This window comes from Acinetobacter sp. ANC 5378, assembly GCF_013004315.1.
Taxonomy (GTDB): Bacteria; Pseudomonadota; Gammaproteobacteria; order Pseudomonadales; family Moraxellaceae; genus Acinetobacter.
In genome coordinates this window covers 17,496-38,878 of the sequence record NZ_JABERK010000044.1, presented here as the reverse complement: position 1 = coordinate 38,878, position 21,383 = coordinate 17,496, and the positions used below count along the sequence as shown (strand labels likewise).

25 protein-coding genes, 1 tRNA gene and 1 pseudogene are annotated in these 21,383 nt (G+C 38.0%); 24 read left to right on the top strand and 3 right to left on the bottom strand.

Annotated features, from left to right (window positions below; all coding sequences use genetic code 11):
- The first annotated feature begins 46 nt into the window (after window positions 1–46).
- The 7 genes from HLH16_RS09930 (at window position 47) to HLH16_RS09900 (ending at window position 3,187) form a co-directional block, all read left to right on the top strand.
- Window positions 47–748, top strand: a complete 702-nt coding sequence (locus HLH16_RS09930) for a phage tail tube protein (RefSeq protein WP_214646673.1) — start codon at window positions 47–49, stop codon at window positions 746–748.
- A gap of 39 nt (window positions 749–787) precedes the next feature.
- Window positions 788–1,291: a hypothetical protein gene (locus tag HLH16_RS09925; protein WP_171529187.1), complete on the top strand. Its 504-nt coding sequence runs from the start codon at window positions 788–790 to the stop codon at window positions 1,289–1,291.
- Window positions 1,292–1,383: 92 nt separating this feature from the next.
- Window positions 1,384–1,545, top strand: a complete 162-nt coding sequence (locus tag HLH16_RS09920) for a hypothetical protein (RefSeq protein WP_250850266.1) — start codon at window positions 1,384–1,386, stop codon at window positions 1,543–1,545.
- Between the two features lie 160 nt (window positions 1,546–1,705).
- On the top strand, window positions 1,706–2,005 hold the full coding sequence (locus tag HLH16_RS09915; protein WP_171529186.1) for a DUF4258 domain-containing protein: 300 nt from the start codon (window positions 1,706–1,708) through the stop codon (window positions 2,003–2,005).
- An 8-nt stretch (window positions 2,006–2,013) separates the two neighbouring features.
- Window positions 2,014–2,472, top strand: coding sequence for a helix-turn-helix domain-containing protein (locus HLH16_RS09910; protein ID WP_171529185.1), 459 nt, complete (start codon window positions 2,014–2,016; stop codon window positions 2,470–2,472).
- Between the two features lie 95 nt (window positions 2,473–2,567).
- A complete protein-coding gene (locus HLH16_RS09905; RefSeq protein WP_171529184.1) occupies window positions 2,568–2,780 on the top strand; it encodes a hypothetical protein in 213 nt (70 codons plus the stop codon).
- Window positions 2,781–2,860: 80 nt separating this feature from the next.
- Window positions 2,861–3,187 carry a hypothetical protein gene (locus HLH16_RS09900; RefSeq protein WP_171529183.1) on the top strand — a complete coding sequence of 109 codons (327 nt, stop codon included), beginning with the start codon at window positions 2,861–2,863 and terminating at the stop codon, window positions 3,185–3,187.
- 111 nt (window positions 3,188–3,298) lie between these two features.
- Here HLH16_RS09900 and HLH16_RS09895 read toward each other — a convergent pair.
- A pseudogene (locus HLH16_RS09895) lies at window positions 3,299–4,177 on the bottom strand (phage tail tape measure protein); the annotation flags it as partial.
- 122 nt (window positions 4,178–4,299) lie between these two features.
- Here HLH16_RS09895 and HLH16_RS09890 point away from each other — a divergent pair.
- The 10 genes from HLH16_RS09890 to HLH16_RS09845 are packed head-to-tail and all read left to right on the top strand — an operon-like array spanning window position 4,300 to window position 11,483.
- Entirely contained in the window at window positions 4,300–4,644 is a 345-nt protein-coding gene (locus tag HLH16_RS09890; protein ID WP_171529182.1) for a hypothetical protein, read from the top strand.
- A gap of 26 nt (window positions 4,645–4,670) precedes the next feature.
- A complete protein-coding gene (locus HLH16_RS09885) occupies window positions 4,671–5,261 on the top strand; it encodes a hypothetical protein (protein ID WP_214646671.1) in 591 nt (196 codons plus the stop codon).
- Between the two features lies 1 nt (window position 5,262).
- The gene (locus tag HLH16_RS09880; protein ID WP_171529181.1) at window positions 5,263–6,312 is read left to right on the top strand and encodes a baseplate hub domain-containing protein; all 1,050 of its coding nucleotides are present in this window, start codon (window positions 5,263–5,265) and stop codon (window positions 6,310–6,312) included.
- A complete protein-coding gene (locus HLH16_RS09875; protein ID WP_171529180.1) occupies window positions 6,312–6,530 on the top strand; it encodes a hypothetical protein in 219 nt (72 codons plus the stop codon). Before HLH16_RS09880 ends, HLH16_RS09875 begins: the two co-directional genes overlap by 1 nt.
- A 7-nt stretch (window positions 6,531–6,537) precedes the next feature.
- On the top strand, window positions 6,538–6,768 hold the full coding sequence (locus HLH16_RS09870) for a hypothetical protein (protein WP_171529179.1): 231 nt from the start codon (window positions 6,538–6,540) through the stop codon (window positions 6,766–6,768).
- A complete protein-coding gene (locus tag HLH16_RS09865; RefSeq protein WP_171529178.1) occupies window positions 6,761–9,466 on the top strand; it encodes a phage tail protein in 2,706 nt (901 codons plus the stop codon). Before HLH16_RS09870 ends, HLH16_RS09865 begins: the two co-directional genes overlap by 8 nt.
- Window positions 9,459–10,307 (top strand): LamG-like jellyroll fold domain-containing protein, encoded by an 849-nt coding sequence (locus tag HLH16_RS15650; protein WP_214646670.1) that lies wholly within the window; start codon window positions 9,459–9,461, stop codon window positions 10,305–10,307. Before HLH16_RS09865 ends, HLH16_RS15650 begins: the two co-directional genes overlap by 8 nt.
- 56 nt (window positions 10,308–10,363) lie before the next feature.
- Entirely contained in the window at window positions 10,364–10,624 is a 261-nt protein-coding gene (locus HLH16_RS09855) for a phage holin family protein (protein WP_171529177.1), read from the top strand.
- A complete protein-coding gene (locus HLH16_RS09850; RefSeq protein WP_171529176.1) occupies window positions 10,611–11,114 on the top strand; it encodes a lysozyme in 504 nt (167 codons plus the stop codon). The genes HLH16_RS09855 and HLH16_RS09850 overlap by 14 nt, the downstream gene beginning before the upstream one ends.
- The gene (locus HLH16_RS09845; RefSeq protein ID WP_171529175.1) at window positions 11,115–11,483 is read left to right on the top strand and encodes a hypothetical protein; all 369 of its coding nucleotides are present in this window, start codon (window positions 11,115–11,117) and stop codon (window positions 11,481–11,483) included.
- A 172-nt stretch (window positions 11,484–11,655) separates the two neighbouring features.
- On the opposite strand, the gene HLH16_RS09840 is transcribed toward HLH16_RS09845, so the two are convergent.
- Together HLH16_RS09840 and HLH16_RS09835 are read right to left on the bottom strand one after the other, a co-directional pair.
- Window positions 11,656–12,489, bottom strand: a complete 834-nt coding sequence (locus HLH16_RS09840; RefSeq protein ID WP_062034526.1) for a hypothetical protein — start codon at window positions 12,487–12,489, stop codon at window positions 11,656–11,658.
- Between the two features lie 926 nt (window positions 12,490–13,415).
- Complete coding sequence (locus HLH16_RS09835) at window positions 13,416–13,625, bottom strand: cold-shock protein (protein ID WP_053577989.1); 210 nt, start codon at window positions 13,623–13,625, stop codon at window positions 13,416–13,418.
- Between the two features lie 585 nt (window positions 13,626–14,210).
- Between HLH16_RS09835 and HLH16_RS09830 the strand changes: the two genes are divergently transcribed.
- The 7 genes from HLH16_RS09830 to HLH16_RS09800 all read left to right on the top strand — a co-directional run bounded on the left by HLH16_RS09830 (window position 14,211) and on the right by HLH16_RS09800 (window position 21,206).
- Window positions 14,211–14,287 (top strand) — tRNA-Met (locus HLH16_RS09830).
- Window positions 14,288–14,443: 156 nt separating this feature from the next.
- The gene (locus HLH16_RS09825; RefSeq protein WP_171529174.1) at window positions 14,444–14,803 is read left to right on the top strand and encodes a hypothetical protein; all 360 of its coding nucleotides are present in this window, start codon (window positions 14,444–14,446) and stop codon (window positions 14,801–14,803) included.
- A 156-nt stretch (window positions 14,804–14,959) separates the two neighbouring features.
- Complete coding sequence (locus HLH16_RS09820) at window positions 14,960–15,229, top strand: hypothetical protein (protein WP_067726239.1); 270 nt, start codon at window positions 14,960–14,962, stop codon at window positions 15,227–15,229.
- Between the two features lie 297 nt (window positions 15,230–15,526).
- Window positions 15,527–18,166, top strand: coding sequence for a bifunctional aconitate hydratase 2/2-methylisocitrate dehydratase (locus HLH16_RS09815; RefSeq protein ID WP_171529173.1), 2,640 nt, complete (start codon window positions 15,527–15,529; stop codon window positions 18,164–18,166).
- A gap of 128 nt (window positions 18,167–18,294) precedes the next feature.
- Window positions 18,295–19,350, top strand: a complete 1,056-nt coding sequence (locus HLH16_RS15930) for a putative phage abortive infection protein (RefSeq protein WP_171529172.1) — start codon at window positions 18,295–18,297, stop codon at window positions 19,348–19,350.
- A gap of 122 nt (window positions 19,351–19,472) precedes the next feature.
- Window positions 19,473–19,694 carry a hypothetical protein gene (locus tag HLH16_RS09805; RefSeq protein WP_171529171.1) on the top strand — a complete coding sequence of 74 codons (222 nt, stop codon included), beginning with the start codon at window positions 19,473–19,475 and terminating at the stop codon, window positions 19,692–19,694.
- Window positions 19,695–20,078: 384 nt separating this feature from the next.
- Window positions 20,079–21,206, top strand: coding sequence for a hypothetical protein (locus HLH16_RS09800; RefSeq protein WP_171529170.1), 1,128 nt, complete (start codon window positions 20,079–20,081; stop codon window positions 21,204–21,206).
- Window positions 21,207–21,383 lie beyond the last annotated feature (177 nt).

Sequence of the window (21,383 nt, the reverse complement as noted above, 5' to 3'; positions counted from 1 at the left end):
TTTTTTTTGCCTATTTTGTTTTACGTAGTTTTACAAAGAGGTAATTATGGCAACACTAGCGATGAATGCATGGGTGGTTGATGGAGTTGATGCTGAAAAATCTACACTTCAATTTGGTGGCGACACCACTAAAACATTCACTTTTGTAAAAGTGTTTGGTGATATTAATCAGGCTCACGTCTACAAAGGCATTCGTGTGGGTGAGCTTGGCTTAAGCATCGCGACCACTGGCAAAATTACAGCGACATTTGGTTTGGTGGGTACGGACTTCGAAAAAGCAGTCTCAAACCCTGTGGTCGACCCATTACCTGCAGACGATGCAGTTTTAGTATCAGCATTAAACGTCAACACAATGATGGTGAATGGTCAAAACACCGTTGGCACAGCATGCGTACAATCGGTTGAGCTAACAATCACAAACAACCTGTCACCTTATCGCTGTATTGGATCTGGCAAGCTGTCAGCTCAAGGCTATAACGACAAGATGGTTGATATCACTCTGGCTACTCAATTCATGTTTACAAGCCAGTCAGCGACATATATCCCATATGTGAAATCACGTGCAACCATGCCGCTTGAATTTGCAATTGAAGATCCGGCAGGCAATAAATATGATTTCAGCTTCCCCCAGTTAGAAGTGTCTGAATCATCTCATCCCGACGGTGGTGGTGATGATGACATCATGCTCGATGTGTCATTTGCTCATATCAAAACATCACCAGTCATCACTCGCACATTAAACGCATAACAATAGCCGCCTTCGGGCGGTTCTTTTTGGGATATAAAAATGGAAATCGTAATTTCAAAAGATTCTCTTGCCGCAGAAAAACATCCTTCAGAATGGGTTCCTCATCCTGATGGTGGTGAATATTTAATTGCAGGTATTGACCGTCCTAGCTTTCAATATATGCAAAGCGATTATCAGCAAAAAGAACAAATGATCCGAAGTAGCGGCATCCCAATCACGGATGATTTTGTGCATCAATCCAATATTGAATACAGTAGCTTGATTGGTAAATATTTAGTTCTTGGCTGGCGTGACACACCTATTAAACTCGAATACTCGGAAAAGAATGCCGCTGATTTGATGGCCTACGGCAAAACTGCTGACGATGAAAGCTATGGCATGAAATTGGCTTTATGGGTAACGAATCAAGCCAGTATTATTCAGGTTCGTGCCAGTCAGAAGAAAGCCGCAGTACTGGGAAAGTCATCGAACTCCACGAGTACAGCGAAAGATACGCAGGACTCAGCGACCACCAAAAAAAGCAAAGGCAAGCGCTCGGCTTAGAGATTCCAGATCAGCCAAAATATGACTATACAGCCTATGCAATACTGAGTGCTTATAACACCATTGCTCGCGCTAGAAAGTATGAGCAAGGTGTGCCATTGGCTTTGGGTGCCACCGAGATTGGTGCATATATTGAGCTGTATGAAGTGCCTTGTGAATTACATATTTTGGTTGAGTGTGTATTTGCCTTGGATAACAAGCATCTGGATAAGGCGCATAAGCGGTTGAATAGTCAGGTGAAGAAACCATCTTAGGGTGGTTTTTATAAATCAGCTTGACTATAAAGTTATTGGTATTACATATAAATATGTAGCACAGCGCTTGCAAAGCAAGCACAATTACTCAATAATACATGTACCGCTAATTATTAGCGGTCAAGTATTAGTCATCCATCCCTATTTAAAGTGTTAGTTTATGTGTTTAACTGAGATTGAAGCTAGGCATAAGCTTAGAGAATTTGCTGAAGACACTAGTAAAATCAAACTCTCGAAACATGTCAGGGAAAGGATGAAAGAACGATGTATCTCACTCAAGCAGATTATTTGCTGTTTTGAACATGGGGATATAACAGAAGGTCCATATCCAGATACTCGCGGTGATTGCAAGTTAAATGTAACAGTTCGTACTGCAGGCGAATACATTACAGCAACTGTAGTGATAAAAGGCGAGGAAGATGGGGATTTTTCAATCGTAGTTACTACATTTAAAGAATAGGTTCAATTATGTATCACTATGAAGAGTGTGGTTTGAGTAATGTTTGGCTACAAGATGGTTATAAAATTGAAGAAGATGAGCTGTATGGTGAATTAGTATCAATTTCATCAGTAAATAATCTTCACAATACTATCGGTTTGTATTTAATCAATGAAAAACCTGAGCTAAGTGGTGAAGAAATTCGTTTTTTACGAAAAGAATTAAATCTTTCGCAAAAAAATCTAGCTGGTCTGATTGGTGTTAACGAATCAAGTGTTCGCAACTGGGAAACTGACCGTGGCGATATGAGTAAACCTGCAGACCGTTTCTTGCGTGCTTTGTATAAAGAGCATGTTCATGGTGGTGGTGAACTTAAAGAGATGATTGAGAAACTTAATCATCAAGAGAGAGTTCATGCCTCTGATAGTATAAGTTTTTCATATAGTCATAATAGATCTTGGAAGCACAACGAGCGTGAAGCAAGATAAAAACAGACCTCCTCCGGGAGGTTTTTTAATGCTTGATAAATAACCTAATTAAGATATAAATGAAGCTTGTACTTTGAAATGAGAAAGTTTTAAAAATGATGGACTACAGCAAAATCGAAGAAGAAATCGAAAACATGGAATCAGGGCAGAAAAAGCCATTTGGTGCACACTATACTACTGAAGAGTTTCAAGGGGTTTATAAGTTCCTTTTAGAGTTGCAGAGTGAAGGTATTATTTATGTAAAACCTCATACAGAATCCCAGACAGGGCTTAGACAGGTTGATGCGGCTTTCGTGACAAAACTATAAAGTATTCAATAATAATTTAGTTATGTAAAAACAATAATTTATTATATAAGTTGAATATACAAATAAATTATGAGGTTGATATGCCTGAATGGTTGGAGTTTAGATTAAATAAGATAGATTGTGCTTTTAGAGAGTTCCCAAAGCTTAAATACCGATCATTATTTTATTTAGTGCTGGTGATTCTGGCTGCATTTTTCTATATGCCTATTTTGAAATTTGCGCATGGTTTTAATTATTTCGGGAACTATCCACTTCAAAATTTCATTGCTGAAAATGCAAGCTGGTTAGTTTGGGGGCGATTTGTTGTTCCATTAACCCTTGTCTTATTTTTTTATTGGGATATTTCAGATCGGCATGATGAGAAATATTTGAAGAAATATAGGCAGTTGCCAAAATGGATTAATTAAAAAAGCCTCCTTCGGGAGGTTTCTTTTTGCTCGATAAATTAGTATCTTGTCTCTAATAATTAAGGGGGTGGATATGTCTTTAAAACAATGTAAAGAATGTGGGAATCAGGTTCCAGCATCTTCCATTGCCTGCTGGTAGTCCTTCCATAGTTTGCCACCATCTACTAATAAAGGTGCAATCGCAGTTAAATCAGAACCCATAGATTCAAGATAGAATGACATTTCTTTTTGGTTTACGCCTGCTTCTTCTAGCTTATCAACATAGGTTTGCAGTGCATCAATGCCGTCCATTTTATTCATTTCTTCAGCGAGCTTTTTGGCACCTTCTGCGCCATTCTCAGTTTTGACTGCGATCTGCTCAAAGAAATCTACAGCACCGCCTGCACCAATCGCGTTAAATTCACCAATCTTCTCGTTAAAGTCTTTCAGCATGTCGGCTGTCTTTTCTTGCGACACACCAAAAGTTTGAGCGGCACCCGCCAATCCCTGAAAGTTGGCAATAGATGTATTTGCAATCGCTGAAAATTGTGCAAGCTCAACATTGCTTCTAGCAACCTCCATAGCCATGTTTGCAAGGTAGCCACTTGCCACAGCAACACCACCAACAAAAGCACCTGCAAGTGACGCACCAACAAGTAATGCACCACCACTTAAACCAGATAGTTTTGTAGATAGCCCTTGCACATGTGAGCCAAACTTCCCATCGTTTGCAGCTTGAGCCATTGTGTTTCTTAGCTCACTCATCTTCCCCGATGTGGTCTTTGCTTCATTTCCTGCTGTCGAAATACTTTTAGATAAATCATCGACTTTTTTCGCTGATGTTTTTGATGTGTCCCCCGCATCAGAAATTACTTTCGCTGTATCTTTTACCGATCTTTCAGTTTTATCACCTTGAGTCTCCACATCCTTTAATGACTTGGTGACATCATCCGTGCCTTTTTTTGCCTTGGTTGTATCAATGATAATTTCAAGGCGTGATGTTTCAGTCATGAGAGACTCCTAATTTTTAGGCAATAAAAAACCCCGCTTTCGCGAGGTCTGTTAATAAGTTCTAAACTTTACATAACGACTAAATCCTCACAAGCCAAGAGGCTATTGAGAAATCTATTGAATTGACCTCTCAAACAGAATCACTTCAAATGCAATTTGGCGCATTGAAAAATGAGCTGGCTTCGCAGGTGATGCCAATTCTAAGCACACTACTTTCATACTTTATGGATGGATCGACTGAAGGTGGACGCTTCACTGGCGTGATTCAAGGTATCGGGATTGCTGCACAAGGCGTTGGGATTGCAATTGTCGGGCTTGCAACCGGTATTAAAAACCTTGTTGAGTTGATGTCACTGGTTGTTAATCAGTTTAAAACTATTGGCACAACGGCAGTAAATTTTGCTAATGCTGATGGCATTAAAGCAAAAGGCTCTGCATTACACAATCATCTATCACTTTTATTGTGATTGATGAACCTGAAGTTGCTGAAAGTGTGCCGGAGCAGTTTCTTGCAAATGATCTACATAAATTTTGCTTGATGCTTGAAGGTAGCAGTCTTGAAGCCACAATCTCTCAACAGCAAAGCATCATCAATAACGAAGTTGGTGTGATCTACCAAAGCACAGATTGGAATTTTGCGCGATACAGTAAGCAATATCGAACCATCTTGCGTGGTCCGGAAGAGTTATATGCATACCGGCAATTTCTATTTCGTCGCCGTGGAAAATACCGCCCCTTCTGGTTGCCGACCTACGAAGCTAATATGCGCTGTAAAAGCACCGGGTTTATTTCGTCGGTACTGTTGATTGAGTCTGATCAATACAAACAGCTTGCAGATCAGCGCAAGCATATCGCGATCAAAAGCAATAATACCTGGACAGCTCACACGATCACTGCATCAGCCATAGTGTCGGGAAGTACTGTTCAGGTCACGATATCACCAGTATTAAATAAAAACGCATCCTCAATAGAGTTGATTTCATATCTAGGTTTGCATCGTCTTGATGCGGACTCGGTGGATATTAACTATCAAGGTGCCGGTATTGCAGAGGTATCTGTACCTATTTTAGAAATAGGAGTTTGAAATGGGCATAGCTAAATTTTTTCAATCACTCACCAACTCTGCTGTTCGCCGTGAGCTGTATGAGTTCACGCGGGGCGATGCAAAGTTTTACTACACATCAAGTGACAAGTCTGTTCAAGATGGTGAAATTATTTATGAAGCCATTACGCTGACACGCTCATCTATTGACTCAAGTAGTGATCTGGAAAAAAACTCGATTGATATTACCTTCGCTCTCAATAGCAAATTTGCTCAAGATTGCCTGCGTTCAGCACTTGAAGAAAATATCTTGGTCAAAGTGAGTAAATTGCAATTTGGAAATATTTCAACTTTGTGGCAAGGCCGTGTGACCGCTGTAAAACCTGATGGTGTAGAAATTACGCTTAAATGTGAAACGGACTATACAAGTTTGGGTCGTGCTGGTGCTCGATATAAATATCAGCGTACTTGTTGTCATGACTTGTATGGCAACGGTTGTAAGTTAGACAAGTCGCTTTGGGGTATTCAGACAACGATTAAATCTGTCGATAAATTGAATGTTGAACTCCGTGATCTAACTGAAGGCGATAATTATTTCAGACTTGGTATGTTGCAGAGCAATAATTGGGTAAATGTTGCGATTGAGTCAAGCTCAGGGCAATCAGTTACTCTGATTCGTCGCTTAGATACACTTGCAGATCAAGTCACCACCGATGAAGAATTGCTTGCATACAGCACTACCAAGCAAGCTTTAATTGATGCTCAAAATGCAGCATCTATTGCTCAAAGCGAATTAGCGCAAGCAATTTCAGATCGTGATGCTTTAGATCCACTAAGTCCGACTTATGAGCAGGACTTATTGGATGCTCAGGCATTGGTTGATCAAAAGCAGTTAGCACTTGATGCTGCAATTCAAAATACTGCAGATGCTCAGGTCTCATTTGATTTAGCAGCTCAATCAGTATTTTTTGTGATGGTCTATCCGGGATGTATGAAGTCTTTAAATGCATGTCATCGATTTAATAACACGGACAATTTTCTCGGCTTTTCATACATGCCAGAAGACAATCCAACGACCACGAGGATTGTGTAATGTGGAAGTATCTTAACGTCATAACACTGGTTACATCTTTATTCACATCGTTGCTAAGCTCGCTATACAAGACCAAGGCCGCATCCATGCAAGCTGGCGACCTAGTTGCGACAGCAGCCGATGAAGGTGGATCAATCCCTGTGATTTTTGGCACTTGTGATGTTGCACCAAACGTCACAGCATTTTTAGCCGGTACGCCACAGGCAATCAAAAAATAGGTGAGTCATGGAATCACAAAATAGCCCGCACAAAACGGGCTTTATTTTTGTTCATCATATACGTGCTTGCAGCATGTGTACGATCAAAGCAAGACGCTTTTTTTTGAATCACGGCTTAACCAATGCTGAGATACAAGATTTTTTCGATAACGGAATGCCAATAGCGCGTTTTGAGAAATTGTTTGGCCATGATGCGATGGCGCAGCAAGTGATTATGAGGGCTAAAGAAGATGGCTAAAAAGAAAAAGCAGACAATTGGTTATAAATATTTTGCCAGTGCTCATTTTGTTTTGTGTCATGGTCCAATTGATGCCATCACTAAGATTTCATTCAATGACAAAGATGCATACTTGAATGAAGAAAATGCAAATAAAACGATTTATATCAATAAGCCAAGCTTATTTGGCGGTGATGAACAATCAGGCGGTGTTCAGGGCAATATTGAGCTGTTATTTGGACGTGCAGATCAGCAAAAAAGCAGTACTTTACAGCGTATTTGCGCGAAAATTTCGAATGCCTTTGGTGGATTGATTTCTGCTTATCGAGGGGTGTGTTCTGTTGTTTTTGACAATGTTTATATCGGCACGGCACCAAACTTGCCTGATTCTAAGTGGCGTGTAAAACGTATTCATACTCGACACGATGGGCAGGTTCAATGGTATGACGAAAAAGCGGAAATTAATCCCAATATTTTTTCAGGAAAAATTGATTCTCAGTATAAATATGTCGTGAAAGATGGGTTTACAATGCTGTCTCAGCTTGCGCCATATTCTGCCATTGACTTTAATGACACTGAATGGAGCATAGCACAGGGCCCATTTGGCTATGTTTCAGGATCGGGGTTACCACAGGCAAATACATTTGTAAGTCCTTCGATAGGGCGAGCAATCATGATACGTGAATATTTTAATATTACGAATCCATTAGCTGTTGGTAATTTAATTGTAAGAATGAGACATGATGATGGCGGTGTATTATTTTGGAATGGTGAGCAAATAGCACTTTCAATTGATGATTACTACAACAGCACAGCAACTATTAGCACAGACAAGTTTCGGGCAGGTCGAAATATTCTTTTTGCAGCAGCTGTAGATTCAGTGCCTGCTGGTTCACCGTCTGGAATTTACTTAAATTTAAGTTATGAAGCAGAAACTAATAGTGCGACTGAATCTGACATCAATCCTTCACATATTATTCGTGAATGTTTAACCAACAGAGTATGGGGCATAGGCGTTGCAGAATCCAATATTGATGATGCATCTTTCAAGAAAGCAGCTGATATTCTCTATGACGAACAAATGGGCATATCTATTAAATGGACAGATTCAACTTCAATCAATGAATTTGTTGACAACATTAAAGAGCACATTAATGCGCAGCTGTATCTAGATCGAGTGACAAACAAATGGAAGCTTTATTTAATTCGTGATGACTATGATGTTGCAGATTTACTTTCACTTGATGAAAGTAATATTCGCAATCTTGATTTTGAGCGTCGAACTTTAGCGGAATGTGTTAATTCAGTCACTGTGACCTATTGGGATCGTGAACGTGCAAAAGATTCAACTGTGACAGTTCAAGATATTGCGCGGATTGCTCAACAAGGAGGTGTGATTTCACAGTCGATTGACTACAAAGGCTTCACAAATAGTTATCTGGCAAGCCGTGTTGCATTGCGTGACTTAAAAACACTTTCAAGCACGTTAGCATCAGTATCATTTGATGTAGATGAAAGTTTTTCGGAAGCCTGGCATGAGGGTATGCCATTTAAACTTTCTGATGAAAGTTATGGACTATCTGAATCTGTAATGCGTATTCGTACAATTAAGCGCGGGGATGGCATCAATAACACGGTTTATGTTGAGGCAATTGAGGACTCTTTTAGTAGTCCGATGCAAAGTGTCATTGAATATGTGCCGCCGATCACCAGTGGCGATAGTACTGCAAAAAATGCGACATCTATTGCATTTGAAGTGCCATACATCGAACTTGTTGAGCAATACGGTCAAGATGAAGTCGATGCAAAACTTTCCAATTATCCTGAACTTGGATATGTCGGAATGGCAGCAATACGTCCAAATAACCAACATATAAATGCAAGTTTATATGTGGATTCAGGCGCAGGCTATGATGAGAGAACAACCTTAGATTTTTGCCCTAGTGCTTCTTTGAAAAATGACATCGGGTATTTGGATTCGAGTTTTGAGCTTGAGAATGTTGCTGAGTTTGAACTACTTGAAGTAAATCATCGAATCCAAGTGAATGATGAAATCATAGCTTTTGTTAGCTTTGATGCAGCAACAAATGCGATTACTGTGAAGCGTGGATGTTTCGATACTGTGCCTCAAAAGCATGCTGCAAGTTCAAAAGTATTTGGATGGGATAACTATTCAGGTATTGATGGTTTAGAGTATTTAAGTGGTGAGGTTTTGTCGCTTAAAGCCCTTACTCTGACAGGATCTGATGTGCTTGAACTCAATGAAACTACTGCACATAGCCTGACTTTATCGAGTCGTGCGATTCGCCCATATCCACCTGCAAATGTGAAAATTAATGGTCAGTATTATCCACAAGATATTGAAACAGATTTTATTTTGACATGGACTGATCGCAATCGCTTGCAGCAAACAGGTGGTGTACCGCTGTCGTGGTTTGATGCAGCAATCTCTATTGAGCCAAATACGCAAACGCATTTAATCCTATCTCAGCTTGATGAAAATTTAATTGAGTCGGCAACATCAAATGCAAATGTGACAGGTGCAACGAGTTACACAATGCCGATTTCAAGTATGCAGGCCGATACTCGTTTCGTGAAAGTTACACTTAAAACGGTGCGAGATAGTTATGAATGCTTACAACCATTTGAATACATTGTTGAATTATCACAATTCTTCTCAGCTCCTTATGACCTAACAGTTGAGTTTAAAAATGACTAATCGCTTAGAATTGAATTGGAAATTGGATGGTTTTGTTGATGAGCAGCGTTATTACCGCTCAGAAATACTGATTGATCCTGAAAACTTGCCAGCGCCAAAAGCTGTTTTAGCCGGGGATACTAGGACCTATATTGATCCTGCGATTGAAATTGGGAAAACTTATTACACGCGGGTTAGCTCAGCAAAAAATGGAGTCGAGAAAATTAGCGATGCGCTAAAAATTTATGCTTTTAATCAAAATCTATTTAAGATCAATTCTGACTTTGATATTGATTTTACAGATAAAACAGGGAAAGTTTGGAAAAAATATGGAAATTCCGTCGTTTCAGGTGGGGTGTTGCGCCTTGATGGTAGTGGTGACTACTTAACAATACCAGAATCAGGTGACTATCATTTCGTAAATAGCGAGGATGTCACAATTCGCTTTAAAGTAAAGCTGAATGCGTTTAATAGCTCAGGTATTGCAACTGTTTTTTCAACATATAAATACACAACAGCAGACCTAAACTATAGCATTCGCATCACAACAAACTCGATTTTAATTGTGATGTGGTCAGCACAAAGCCCAACTTTCTCTTATGCAATTCCACTCGGTCAAGAAGTGGAAATATCTTTTGAGCGTAAAAATATGATTTGGCGGGCATATGTTAATGGCTCTCAAATAGGCACATCTTTCACGCAAACATCAAATTATACTAAGTATGAAGTTATGTCATATTTGGGCTCAGCAGTGGGAGAGGGGTATGGGTCAGGTCGAGATTTGAACGGAACAATTCGTAATTTTCAAATCATAAAAGGACTTGCTGTTGGTGGTGGCCAATCAATAACACCTCAGCTTTAATATCAACGGATAGCGCCTTCGGGTGCTTTTTTATTGCCAAAATTTAAGGGGGCGCAATGTCAAATGCGACACAAATAGCAGATGCTTCGGGGCCAGTAGCAACTACTGCAGGTACGGGAATCACAATTATTTCATGGTTTGCAACGTGGGATTGGGGGTTTCTAGTCGGTGTGGGGATAGGTTTGGCCGGTCTGCTGATTAGCTTTCTAAACTACTTATCTAATCGTCAATTTCAAAAGCGTAAAGATCAGCGTGAACAAGAGCTGCACGAAGTTCAAATGCGAAAAGCACTGGAGCAATGCAATGTCCAAAACTAAATATGCAGTCGTATTATTAGCAGCTTCGGCTGCTTTTTTTACGGGCCTAGAAAAGTACGAAGATAATGTGTCGGTGCCATATAAAGATATTGGCGGTGTTGTGACGCAAGGTATCGGCTCAACAACCAAACCAGATGGCACCAAGATCAAAATCACAGATCCGCCAATCACGCGAAAAACTGCACTTGAATGGGCAAAAGCACACGTATCAAAAGATGAGGTTGCTTTTCGTAAATCACTGCAGGGTGTGAAATTGTCTCAAGTTGAATATGACACCTATTTGGATTTTTCATACAACTTCGGTCAGGCCAACTGGAAGCAATCCTCTATGCTTCGCAATCTCAAAGCAGGGCAATACAAACAGGCATGTGATTCATTATTGAAATGGAAATATGTTGCTAAGCGTGATTGTTCAGTGCGATCTAACAATTGTTATGGCGTTTGGGTGAGACAGGCTGAGCGCCATTCAAAATGCATAGGGGCGCAATAAATGCCAATACTTTTAATACTATGGAAATTTAAAACATGGATCGCAATTGCGGTCCTTTCTCTTTTATGGCTTGGACAAATTGCATATACCAATCATTTGTCCGGGAAGCTGAAAGATGCCGAATCCAAATGCCAAGCGAAAATTCAAAAAATTGAACAGCAACATTTAAAAGCTTTGGCTGAAAAACAAAACCAAATTAACCAGGTGAGCGCAGATTATGAAACAGAAAAATCAGCACAGCATAGACAGGTCGAAACAGTTACACGTGAAGTGCAAAAGATCATTGAGCGTCCTATTTATCTCAACCATTGCATTGATGATTCTGGGCTGCAGCAACTCAATTCCCTTATCGCCAAAAGTCCCGGCTAATCTGCTTCAACCTTGCGATAATTTGCAGCAGCTGGAATCAGGTCAAGGCAAAGCTGTTATTTTATGGTCCATAGATACCGTGGCGAAATATAATGATTGCTCAGCCAAGGTTGATGCGTGGATAGAGATAGGAAAAGCCCTCAAGTGAGGGCTTATTTATGAGAGATATTGATTAATAATTGCACTTATACCAATCTTTCTTGTTATCCCATATTACACGTCCTGATTCCAAAGGGGTCTGATTGTAAACCACACCAGGACCTGAGCTTATGCCGCCATTATGATTTAACCATCCTTTAATATTAAGTTTAATATTTTGGTTACCATTACCCATACTTTCTAAATTAGCAATAACCCGAGCATTTTGAATTTCTCTATATTGTGGTTGACCTAATACAATCATTCCAGTGTATTCATTAACATTCGTGTCCTTACATACAGTAGCCCCAATATCACTAGCTTTAGGTGCATTCTTTAGCAAATGCTGTTGGTATTGCTGTTGAGCTGCAATTTCACGTGTTTTTTGTGCTTGAATTACTTTAAGTTTTTCTTTTTCATTATCTTCTTTAATCGATTTATATATACGTAATGTCGTGTTATCTAAAACATTTGATGATAAATATATTCCATCTGTAGTACGTGAAGTTTCCTCGATATTTACAGCCCATTGATTTTTATTATTTTGACATTCATAACTTCCAATATATGGAGAGTTCTTGATTAAAATTGGATAGAATCTTCCACCTTGCGCAATACATAATGACTGAAAATATTTATAAGGGATTATTACTTGATTTAAATTAGGTTTATATAATCGACCAACACCAGCCGAATCTCCATTAAGCCTTTCACCATTAATCAATTCTTGAGGTGAATTATATTTTTTTACACTTTCTGGGGTAATTGTTCTCTCAAGTGGCATTCCTAAAATTGCTTTATCTAATGTGGTGCATCCAGTCATTACAAGGCAAGTAGTTAGGCTTATTAAAGTAAATTTTATATTCATTCAGAAGCTCTTTAGTGTGTTGTCAAAGTCTTATAGAAAACGGTATTAGTGTACTAATTCTAATCAATTCTTTGTAGTTAATTTATAAACAAATTTTTTCGTCATTTATACTCAATATGCCAGTTCAGCTAAAATAATTCTGCGTTAAACTCATAGGGTCACCTGACATTCGATATTATTGAGTACACCATTACCAACAGTGAGCTACTCGAAGCTTGCACAGCAGAATATCGAAGCATGGCAGAAAAAGCAGATGGCCACGCAATTGATGTCGAAAGATTAAGTGAAGCTTGGCCAGAAGAAATAGCCCTCAAGTGAGGGCTGATTTTTTGCAAGGTAAACGGTGTCATTAAAAAAAATGTAGACTATATGTAGACTGTTGAATTGTATTTGTAGACTGATAGTATGAGTTAGTGCGAAGTATTGCAAATAATCATTATAATTAAAAACAGTCACTTATGCTTATTTATAGCCAAATAGAATGAAGTTGAAATAGTATTCTCAGAACTGGCGGTTTTAAAACTGATAATTATAAGAATTTCCCTATATTGTTTAATACCGCCTTCGGGCGGTTTTTAAAAGTTTGACTTAGATATAGATACACTCTTGCCTAAGCTAATCAGGCTAATAAAGAAATATAAATAAAAATTGATGAGAAGATTGTGAGCTTGAATGATTAAGATTGGATTGAGAATATGAGTTATTTGAATGATTAAAGATACTATTTACGAATTAAATGTTTATACAAAATTCATGTGTGAAAGCATACGCTAAAAGAATGATAAATCTAAAAGGGTAGAGTGATAATCAGGTTTTATTTATTGGTAGAAAAAAGTATTTTTATAATGTCCAGATGTGCAAAAGCGAGAGTGAACTCTCGCTTTTTACTCTTAAACTATCTTACTGATGTAAGAATAATTTTAGAATTATAGTGCTACGATGTTTACAGCATTCGGGCCTTTTTGACCTTGAGTGATGCTGAATTCAACTTGTTGGCCTTCAGCCAAAGTTTTGAAACCAGAGTTAGCGATTTCGCTGAAATGAGCAAAAACGTCAGGACCGTTTTCTTGTTGAATAAAACCGAAACCTTTAGTTTCGTTGAACCACTTAACAGTACCTTTAACAGTATTAGACATAATACAATCCTATAAACTTTAATATTTTTTGGTTTATTTAAAAACCGGGTGTTAACTTGAAAATATGAATGGAACTTTAAATCTGAAAAACGAAGGATTATGACTAAAACTGCGAAATACAAAAAGATTTACCAGAACAAAACTATTTTTCTAGTTGAGATAAAGAATACAGGCATCTTTAAGAATGTGCAAGTTAATATTTAACTATTGATGCTTTTTATACCTGGTATTTGTAAGTAAATAATTATTTTCAGTAAATCAATAATTTATCTTTTGGTTCTGATGATTTTTTTATCGCGTTAAAGTCATGCTTGGATACTATTTCATAGATTTAAACCACTTTATTTGAACTGCATTTGAAAAAATGACTTAAATTTTTCCAGATGGGTCATCTTACGCATTATAAAAAAATACCTACATCTACATACTGACTTTAAACAGTCCTTATTAATATTTTCATGGGTTTTATGATGGTGAATTTAGGACTTAAACAGGGCAATGAATGCCTACATGCGTTATTTTTCAATTAAAACTGAATAAAGTTTGCTTTGTAATGGCTTAAGGCGTATAAAGCTAACTCGTTGATGCGGGATGGAGCAGTCTGGTAGCTCGTCGGGCTCATAACCCGAAGGTCGTTGGTTCAAATCCAGCTCCCGCTACCAACGAAAGAATAAAGAGTTTATAGCCTAATCTACACAGATTAGGCTTTTTTTATGCCTTTTGTTTAAGTTTAAACTCGGGTTTTTCCCTATATAAAGGAAGCATTATTTCGTATTTCCCTTAACTTTGATTATGATAGAGGGAATAGGAGAAGGTTCATGAATAAGTTATTCACTTTAATGCTGTTGGTTGCTTTGGTGGGTTGTACTGAAAAAAAACCATTAACTGCTGAAGAGCAGTGGAAAGGCTATTGTACAAGTGTGGGAAATGCTGCAAATACAATTATGTATGATCGTCAAAATGCAATTGATAAAGCAGCTGCATTAGCACATGCCAATAAAATTGAAGATGCAACGACAAAAACATTCATCTTGGATATTATTGAACAAGTCTATGCATTGCCATTAGCTGAAATTACTGCAGATCCACAAGCAAGCCGCAATCAATTCAAGCAAAAAATCACAGAAAAATGTATCGCGACTCCGCACGATAAAATGCCAGACTACAAGCCGTTCTAAAGAACGGTTTTTTTATATTTATCGTTATTTAAACATCTGAAAATAGCCTAAGCATGGTCAGCATAAATTGTGACATTTAAGTAAATCATAAATATAGAAAAGCTTATATAAATAGTGAATAATGAAAATAACTACAAAAAAACTAAGGAGCGCTATATGGACGTTGTGGGTTATCTACATAATGCAGACTTGCTCTTAGAAGATGAACAGGGTGTTGTGGTGATGGGCGGAAGTCACTACGTACTCAGTTTGGGCGATAAAGTCTATCTTCGACATATGATTGATCAAGAAACGAAGCTTTATCAGGTTCATATTTCATTTGCCAGCGCAGAGCATGCTATGCTTCATGAGGATGAAATTCAGGTTAAATTTGAAGGCTGTCGCGATGATTTACGTGAATACATGAATGCAACGACAGTCCACTAAGGTTGAATGTTTTTCTTTAAAAAAAAAGGGCAACATTTAGGTTGCCTTTTTTATGTATGAGTTTTAGTCAAAAGTTAATTATTATCATCATTAAAGGTGTACATTGGGGTGGGCTTGATTATTGAGTGATCAATATGGGCATCATTTAGATACTAAATAATGGACATCATAAAGAAACACTCTACTTGCATTAACTTTTAACTGGAATTTTAGTAAAATTTTGCAGTCCATATTATTTGTGAAGCTTTATAGAAGCTGGAATTCACAGGTAATTTTTTAAAAAAGAGGAATAACACCGTGCTAGAAGCTTACCGCCAACACGTTGAAGAACGTGCCGCACTCGGAGTCCCACCGAAGCCACTTGACGATGCTCAAACAGCTGACTTGGTTGAACTATTAAAAAATCCCCCAGCTGGTGAAGAGGCATTTTTAGTTGATTTGCTAGAAAACCGTGTTCCTGCAGGTGTTGACCAAGCTGCTTATGTTAAAGCTGCTTTCTTGGCTGCTTTGGCAAAAGGTGAAGCAACTTCTCCACTTATTTCTAAAGAACGCGCAGTTTACTTGCTAGGTACTATGCTTGGTGGTTATAACGTTGCGCCTTTAGTTGCATTGCTTGATGATGCTGAACTTTCTGCACTTGCTGCTGAAGCGTTGAAAAAAACCCTTCTTGTATTTGATGCGTTCCATGACGTTGCAGATAAAGCGAAAGCAGGTAACGCAAACGCTCAAGCAGTTATGCAGTCTTGGGCTGATGCTGAATGGTTCACTACACGTCCAGACGTTCCATCTGAAATTAAATTGACAGTTTTTAAAGTAACTGGCGAAACAAATACAGATGACTTGTCTCCAGCTCAAGATGCTTGGAGCCGTCCAGACATCCCATTACACGCAAATGCGATGTTGAAAAACGAACGTGATGGTATCAACCCTGAAAAACCAGGTGAAGTTGGTCCATTAAACCAAATTAAAGCGCTTATCGCGAAAGGCAACCAAGTTGCTTACGTAGGTGACGTTGTTGGTACAGGTTCATCTCGTAAATCTGCAACTAACTCTGTACTTTGGTTCTTTGGTGATGACATCCCGCACATCCCGAACAAAAAAGACGGTGGTTACTGCCTAGGTTCTAAAATCGCTCCAATTTTCTTCAACACGATGGAAGATGCTGGTGCGTTACCGATCGAGATCGACGTTGCTAACATGAACATGGGCGATGAAATCGTTCTTAAGATTGATCATGCTGCTGCAAAAGTTACTGCGTCTAAAGACGGTGCGGTAATTGCTGAAGCTGACCTTAAAACTCCAGTTCTTCTTGACGAAGTTCGTGCGGGTGGTCGTATCAACCTAATCGTTGGTCGTGGTTTGACTACTAAAGCGCGTGAAGCTTTAGGTCTTCCAGTTTCTACTTTGTTCCGTACTCCGGTTCAACCTGCTGCAACTGGCAAAGGCTTTACTCAAGCACAGAAAATGGTGGGTCGCGCTTGTGGTCTTCCTGAAGGTCAAGGTGTACTTCCAGGTACTTACTGTGAACCACGTATGACAACTGTTGGTTCGCAAGATACAACAGGTCCAATGACTCGTGACGAATTGAAAGACTTGGCTTGCCTAGGTTTCTCTGCTGACCTTGTTATGCAATCTTTCTGTCATACAGCTGCGTATCCAAAACCAGTTGACGTTCAAATGCAACACTCGCTTCCTGATTTCATCATGAACCGTGGTGGTGTATCTTTACGTCCAGGTGACGGTATTATTCACTCTTGGTTAAACCGTATGCTTCTTCCAGATACCGTTGGTACTGGTGGTGACTCGCATACTCGTTTCCCAATTGGTATTTCATTCCCAGCGGGTTCTGGTCTTGTAGCGTTTGCTGCAGCGACTGGTGTTATGCCACTAGACATGCCTGAATCTGTTCTTGTTAAGTTCAAAGGTAAAATGCAGCCTGGTATCACTCTACGTGACCTTGTACATGCAATTCCTTACTACGCAATTCAAGCGGGTGACTTAACTGTAGAGAAGAAAGGTAAGAAAAACATCTTCTCTGGTCGTATCCTTGAGATCGACTTAACAGAAATGGAAACTGACTTAACTGTTGAGCAAGCATTCGAACTTTCTGATGCTTCTGCTGAACGTTCAGCTGCTGGTTGTTCTATCACGCTTTCTGAAGAGAAAGTTGCTGAATACCTTCGTTCAAACATCACTATGTTGAAGTGGATGATTTCTGAAGGTTATGGCGATGCGCGTACTATGGCTCGTCGTGTTGAGAACATGGAAAAATGGTTGGCTAACCCAAGCCTTCTTAAAGCTGATGCTGATGCTGAATACACTAAAGTGTATGAAATCGATCTTAACGACATCAAAGAACCTGTTCTTTGCTGCCCGAACGATCCAGATGACGCGAAACTTCTTTCTGACGTTCAAGGCGTGAAAATTGACGAAGTATTCGTTGGTTCATGTATGACGAACATCGGTCACTTCCGTGCAACTGGTAAGTTACTTGAGAAAGTTCCTGGTGGCGTATTGTCAACTCGTTTGTGGATTGCTCCACCTACGCGTATGGACGAACATCAGTTGATGGAAGAAGGTTTCTATAACATCTATGGTAAAGCTGGCGCGCGTACTGAAATGCCAGGTTGTTCATTATGTATGGGTAACCAAGCACGTGTAGCTCCGAACACTACTTGTGTATCGACTTCTACTCGTAACTTCCCGAACCGTTTAGGTCAAGGCGCTAACGTTTACTTGGCTTCTGCTGAACTTGCATCTGTTGCTGCTGTACTTGGTAAATTACCAACTCCAGAAGAATACCAACAGTACGCAGCTCAAATTGACAGCATGTCAGCTGACATCTATCAATACCTAAGCTTCGACAAAATGGGCGAATATACAGACGCTGCTAAAGACGTTGATACTAAGAAAATTGCTGCTGCTCAGTTAACTTAATTTATTGTTAATTAAGCAATAAGCGGTATAAGATAAGGGCTGATTAATCAGCCCTTATCTTTTATATAATGAATATGAATTTTAACAAGAACACCTTAAGGTTAGTTTGTTATTTAAGTTTTGTTGTTGTGTGTATTGCCTTACCATGGTTTCTTTTTTGTATTTTTTTGCAAAATTTTTCATTTGAAGTTTGGGATGAAAAAAGTGAATATATTGAAAACATTGGCTATTTAGGGAGTTTTTTTTCAGGCGCAACAGCAATAGCAGTTGTGGTATTAACTGCATTGGCTGTATTTTTTTCTAGTAAAGCATATAAACAAGAGCTTGATCGTGTAAAAAAACAAAGATTTGAAGATCACTTTTTTCATCTATTAAAAATTCATCGTGATAATGTTAAAATGATGGAAATAGAACATAAAAGTTTTGATTTTCGTTTAAGCGAAAATGGATCATATCAGTCAACAAAAGCGATTCTAAAAATGTTTCGTGAATTGATGCAAATGATTAAGGTAATAAAAAAAGCGGGTGAAAATTCAGAGAAACTCAGCTCTTCAAATATGAGAGCAGAGTTGGTTTACCTTTGTTTTTATTATGGTTTTGGAGGGCGTTCGGGTAATATTCTTGAAGAAACTTTAAGTAAATACCATTTAGATGCAAAAGAAATCGAAATTTTAAAAGATTATTTCAAAGATAGTGAAGACTCACGAGACAAAGTAAAAATATTAAAAAAAGAATATGATGAACTAAATAGTGTATTTTTCATTAGAAAAATAACTTTGAATAAGAAGATTGATGAGGCTTATAAATTAATACCAAGAAAAAATATTAGCGATAAAGCTGAAATAAAATACAAGGCTGCAGGTGGCCATCAGACCCGATTAGATCATTATTATGCAAACTTATTATTTTGTTTTGAATTAATTGAAGAACAAAAGAAAAATATGTTGGAAGAAGATTTAGAGATATATAAAAAGGAGTTGATGTCGCAATTGAACCTATATGAGAAAATCCTACTTATTTTTCATAGTAATACGAGTATAGGGCACAATTTTCAGAAATATTTACTGGATTATAATTTTAAAAAATATATTCCTGAAGGTATGCTTAAAAAAGAAGAATTTGATCTAGAAGCATATTTTAAAACTGCAACAGAAGTTTACTTAGAAAAAAGTAGATCATTATAATAAAGACAAGAATTTCTATCATTAATAGGGATTCTTTTAGTTTAGATTAATGCTTTACACCTAAAGAAATAAATCGTTTAATCACCGCATTATTCAGTGGTTTAAAAAGTTGATATCGTTAGATGGCAAAACAATCACGCTTCCTATGCATTGGCGGTTTCTTAAATGGAACGCAGGTTAAAGACCAAGGCGAAAACTTTGTTTGTGTTGAAAGAGGGAAACAAGTGACTTATCACAAACGTGAAATCTTCCATCCAGACGCTTGGGATCATGACTACTATGTTTGCGAAACCACGACTGAGAAACAAGCGCGAAATTGGGTGTATGACATTGAGACAAACTAATCTTTTATTGAGTAAATAGACTTTAAGCTAATGCTCAGATCGTAAAAATGATTTGGGCTCTACAATCTAAACAATATCAATGTAATACGTATCCATAAAATGCATCATAAGGTGCTTTACATTTCTCTGGTTGAACCTTATTCATACTTCTTTAAAAACTCAAATCGACGAACAAGGGGTTAAATTTTTTGAACTGGATTTTGATGTTATGTTCGTAAGAAAAGATACACTTTGTCATATATAAAAAGCGATGTAGATTTAAGATGAATGGTTAATTTTACTAATTTATAAATTTTATCAATATGATAGAATTTTGGCGTTTTTTAGAATAAAAAACTTTTTACATAAATTTATAAAAACAAAATAAAAATTAGGTTCATCATAATGTTCTCAAAATATACATATCAGGCAATGCTTAGCGCGATGCTTTCAGGATTCTTATTGTCTGCATGTGGCGGAAGCTCCGACAGTCAAAATTCATCGACATCCAATTTAACTACCAATCCAGCACAACAAACTTATGCAGAGATTTCAGGTACGGCTTTTTCAAACAAGCCTTTGGCTGACGCTAAAGTAAATGCCGTCTGTAAAAATGGTAGCGGTTTTAAATCTGATGTCGTGACTGATGAAGAAGGTCAATGGAAAGGAGAGATAGATCCTTTTCAGTTTCCATGTCGAATCGAAGTACAGGCTGATCGAAAATATTATGGTTATGCGCAAAAAGCAGGAAATGTGAATTTAAATCCCTTAACTACGATTATGCTTGCAAGTGCGACAGGGCTGTTACCGTCTGCATGGTATACAGCTGGTACAGATCTAGAAATCAGCCGACTACAAACAAGTATTCAAAACTTGATTTCTGAATTAAAACAAGAAGGTTATTCGGTTGATGAGAAGCGTGATTTACTAAATGCGATTAGTAATTTGAATTCGGCAGAGTTTAAAGTCGCACAAGAACTTTTGTCTGCAATCGAAGAAAATCCAAATATTGAGGATTTTGAAGCATTATTACTTTTGATTAAAGATGGTAATGTCAGCCAGATTCCTGCAAAACTTGCTAAGGATGATACTGCAACATGGAACATTAAACTTAATGCATGTGTTCCTGGCAACAAGTTATCTCCTTTGTATGATTTTTATTCTAACTGCTCTAAAGATGTATTAAATGATTTAGAAACTGCGAATCTTGTGCATGACACTTCCGATACTTATTGTTCACTAAAGAAAGATAATGAAACAATCACCTTAACAAAAGGTACGCAGTCACTTGAGGTTAAAATAGATCAAGAAGAAGCAGATGGTGTGGAAGTACAACTCAATGGTCTATATGACTATGAGGGTCCTGTTTACACGGTTTTGGCAAGTACAGGCATTTATGATATGAACTATAATTTTAACCAAGGTGCATTTCAGTTTAGTAATACTGGACAGTTAATATTGGCCTATATTAAAGGACCGACAGGTGAAATACGCTGTTATCATCCAGATTTGAAAAAATTGATAGAGCAATAGGACAGTGAGATTGACGAGTAATTTTTAATTTATTGCTCACAAAGAAAAACTCCTTACTTAAGGGTTTTTCTTTATTTAAATGTTGTATTCGATTGCTAAAAAGAGGTGCTGCGTAAATAGCTTGCGAACCTAAGGGCGCAATGAAAAATACAATTTATACTGACAAATAAAATATCT

Excerpts from the sequence above, each read along its gene's own strand:
- HLH16_RS09930 (WP_214646673.1), top strand. The coding sequence starts at position 47 with ATGGCAACACTAGCGATGAATGCATGGGTGGTTGATGGAGTTGATGCT.
- HLH16_RS09925 (WP_171529187.1), top strand. The coding sequence starts at position 788 with ATGGAAATCGTAATTTCAAAAGATTCTCTTGCCGCAGAAAAACATCCT.
- HLH16_RS09915 (WP_171529186.1), top strand. The coding sequence starts at position 1,706 with ATGTGTTTAACTGAGATTGAAGCTAGGCATAAGCTTAGAGAATTTGCT.
- HLH16_RS09910 (WP_171529185.1), top strand. The coding sequence starts at position 2,014 with ATGTATCACTATGAAGAGTGTGGTTTGAGTAATGTTTGGCTACAAGAT.
- HLH16_RS09905 (WP_171529184.1), top strand. The coding sequence starts at position 2,568 with ATGATGGACTACAGCAAAATCGAAGAAGAAATCGAAAACATGGAATCA.
- HLH16_RS09900 (WP_171529183.1), top strand. The coding sequence starts at position 2,861 with ATGCCTGAATGGTTGGAGTTTAGATTAAATAAGATAGATTGTGCTTTT.
- HLH16_RS09880 (WP_171529181.1), top strand. The coding sequence starts at position 5,263 with ATGGGCATAGCTAAATTTTTTCAATCACTCACCAACTCTGCTGTTCGC.
- HLH16_RS09875 (WP_171529180.1), top strand. The coding sequence starts at position 6,312 with ATGTGGAAGTATCTTAACGTCATAACACTGGTTACATCTTTATTCACA.
- HLH16_RS09870 (WP_171529179.1), top strand. The coding sequence starts at position 6,538 with ATGGAATCACAAAATAGCCCGCACAAAACGGGCTTTATTTTTGTTCAT.
- HLH16_RS09865 (WP_171529178.1), top strand. The coding sequence starts at position 6,761 with ATGGCTAAAAAGAAAAAGCAGACAATTGGTTATAAATATTTTGCCAGT.
- HLH16_RS15650 (WP_214646670.1), top strand. The coding sequence starts at position 9,459 with ATGACTAATCGCTTAGAATTGAATTGGAAATTGGATGGTTTTGTTGAT.
- HLH16_RS09855 (WP_171529177.1), top strand. The coding sequence starts at position 10,364 with ATGTCAAATGCGACACAAATAGCAGATGCTTCGGGGCCAGTAGCAACT.
- HLH16_RS09850 (WP_171529176.1), top strand. The coding sequence starts at position 10,611 with ATGTCCAAAACTAAATATGCAGTCGTATTATTAGCAGCTTCGGCTGCT.
- HLH16_RS09845 (WP_171529175.1), top strand. The coding sequence starts at position 11,115 with ATGCCAATACTTTTAATACTATGGAAATTTAAAACATGGATCGCAATT.
- HLH16_RS09840 (WP_062034526.1), bottom strand. The coding sequence starts at position 12,489 with ATGAATATAAAATTTACTTTAATAAGCCTAACTACTTGCCTTGTAATG.
- HLH16_RS09835 (WP_053577989.1), bottom strand. The coding sequence starts at position 13,625 with ATGTCTAATACTGTTAAAGGTACTGTTAAGTGGTTCAACGAAACTAAA.
- HLH16_RS09825 (WP_171529174.1), top strand. The coding sequence starts at position 14,444 with ATGAATAAGTTATTCACTTTAATGCTGTTGGTTGCTTTGGTGGGTTGT.
- HLH16_RS09820 (WP_067726239.1), top strand. The coding sequence starts at position 14,960 with ATGGACGTTGTGGGTTATCTACATAATGCAGACTTGCTCTTAGAAGAT.
- HLH16_RS09805 (WP_171529171.1), top strand. The coding sequence starts at position 19,473 with ATGGCAAAACAATCACGCTTCCTATGCATTGGCGGTTTCTTAAATGGA.
- HLH16_RS09800 (WP_171529170.1), top strand. The coding sequence starts at position 20,079 with ATGTTCTCAAAATATACATATCAGGCAATGCTTAGCGCGATGCTTTCA.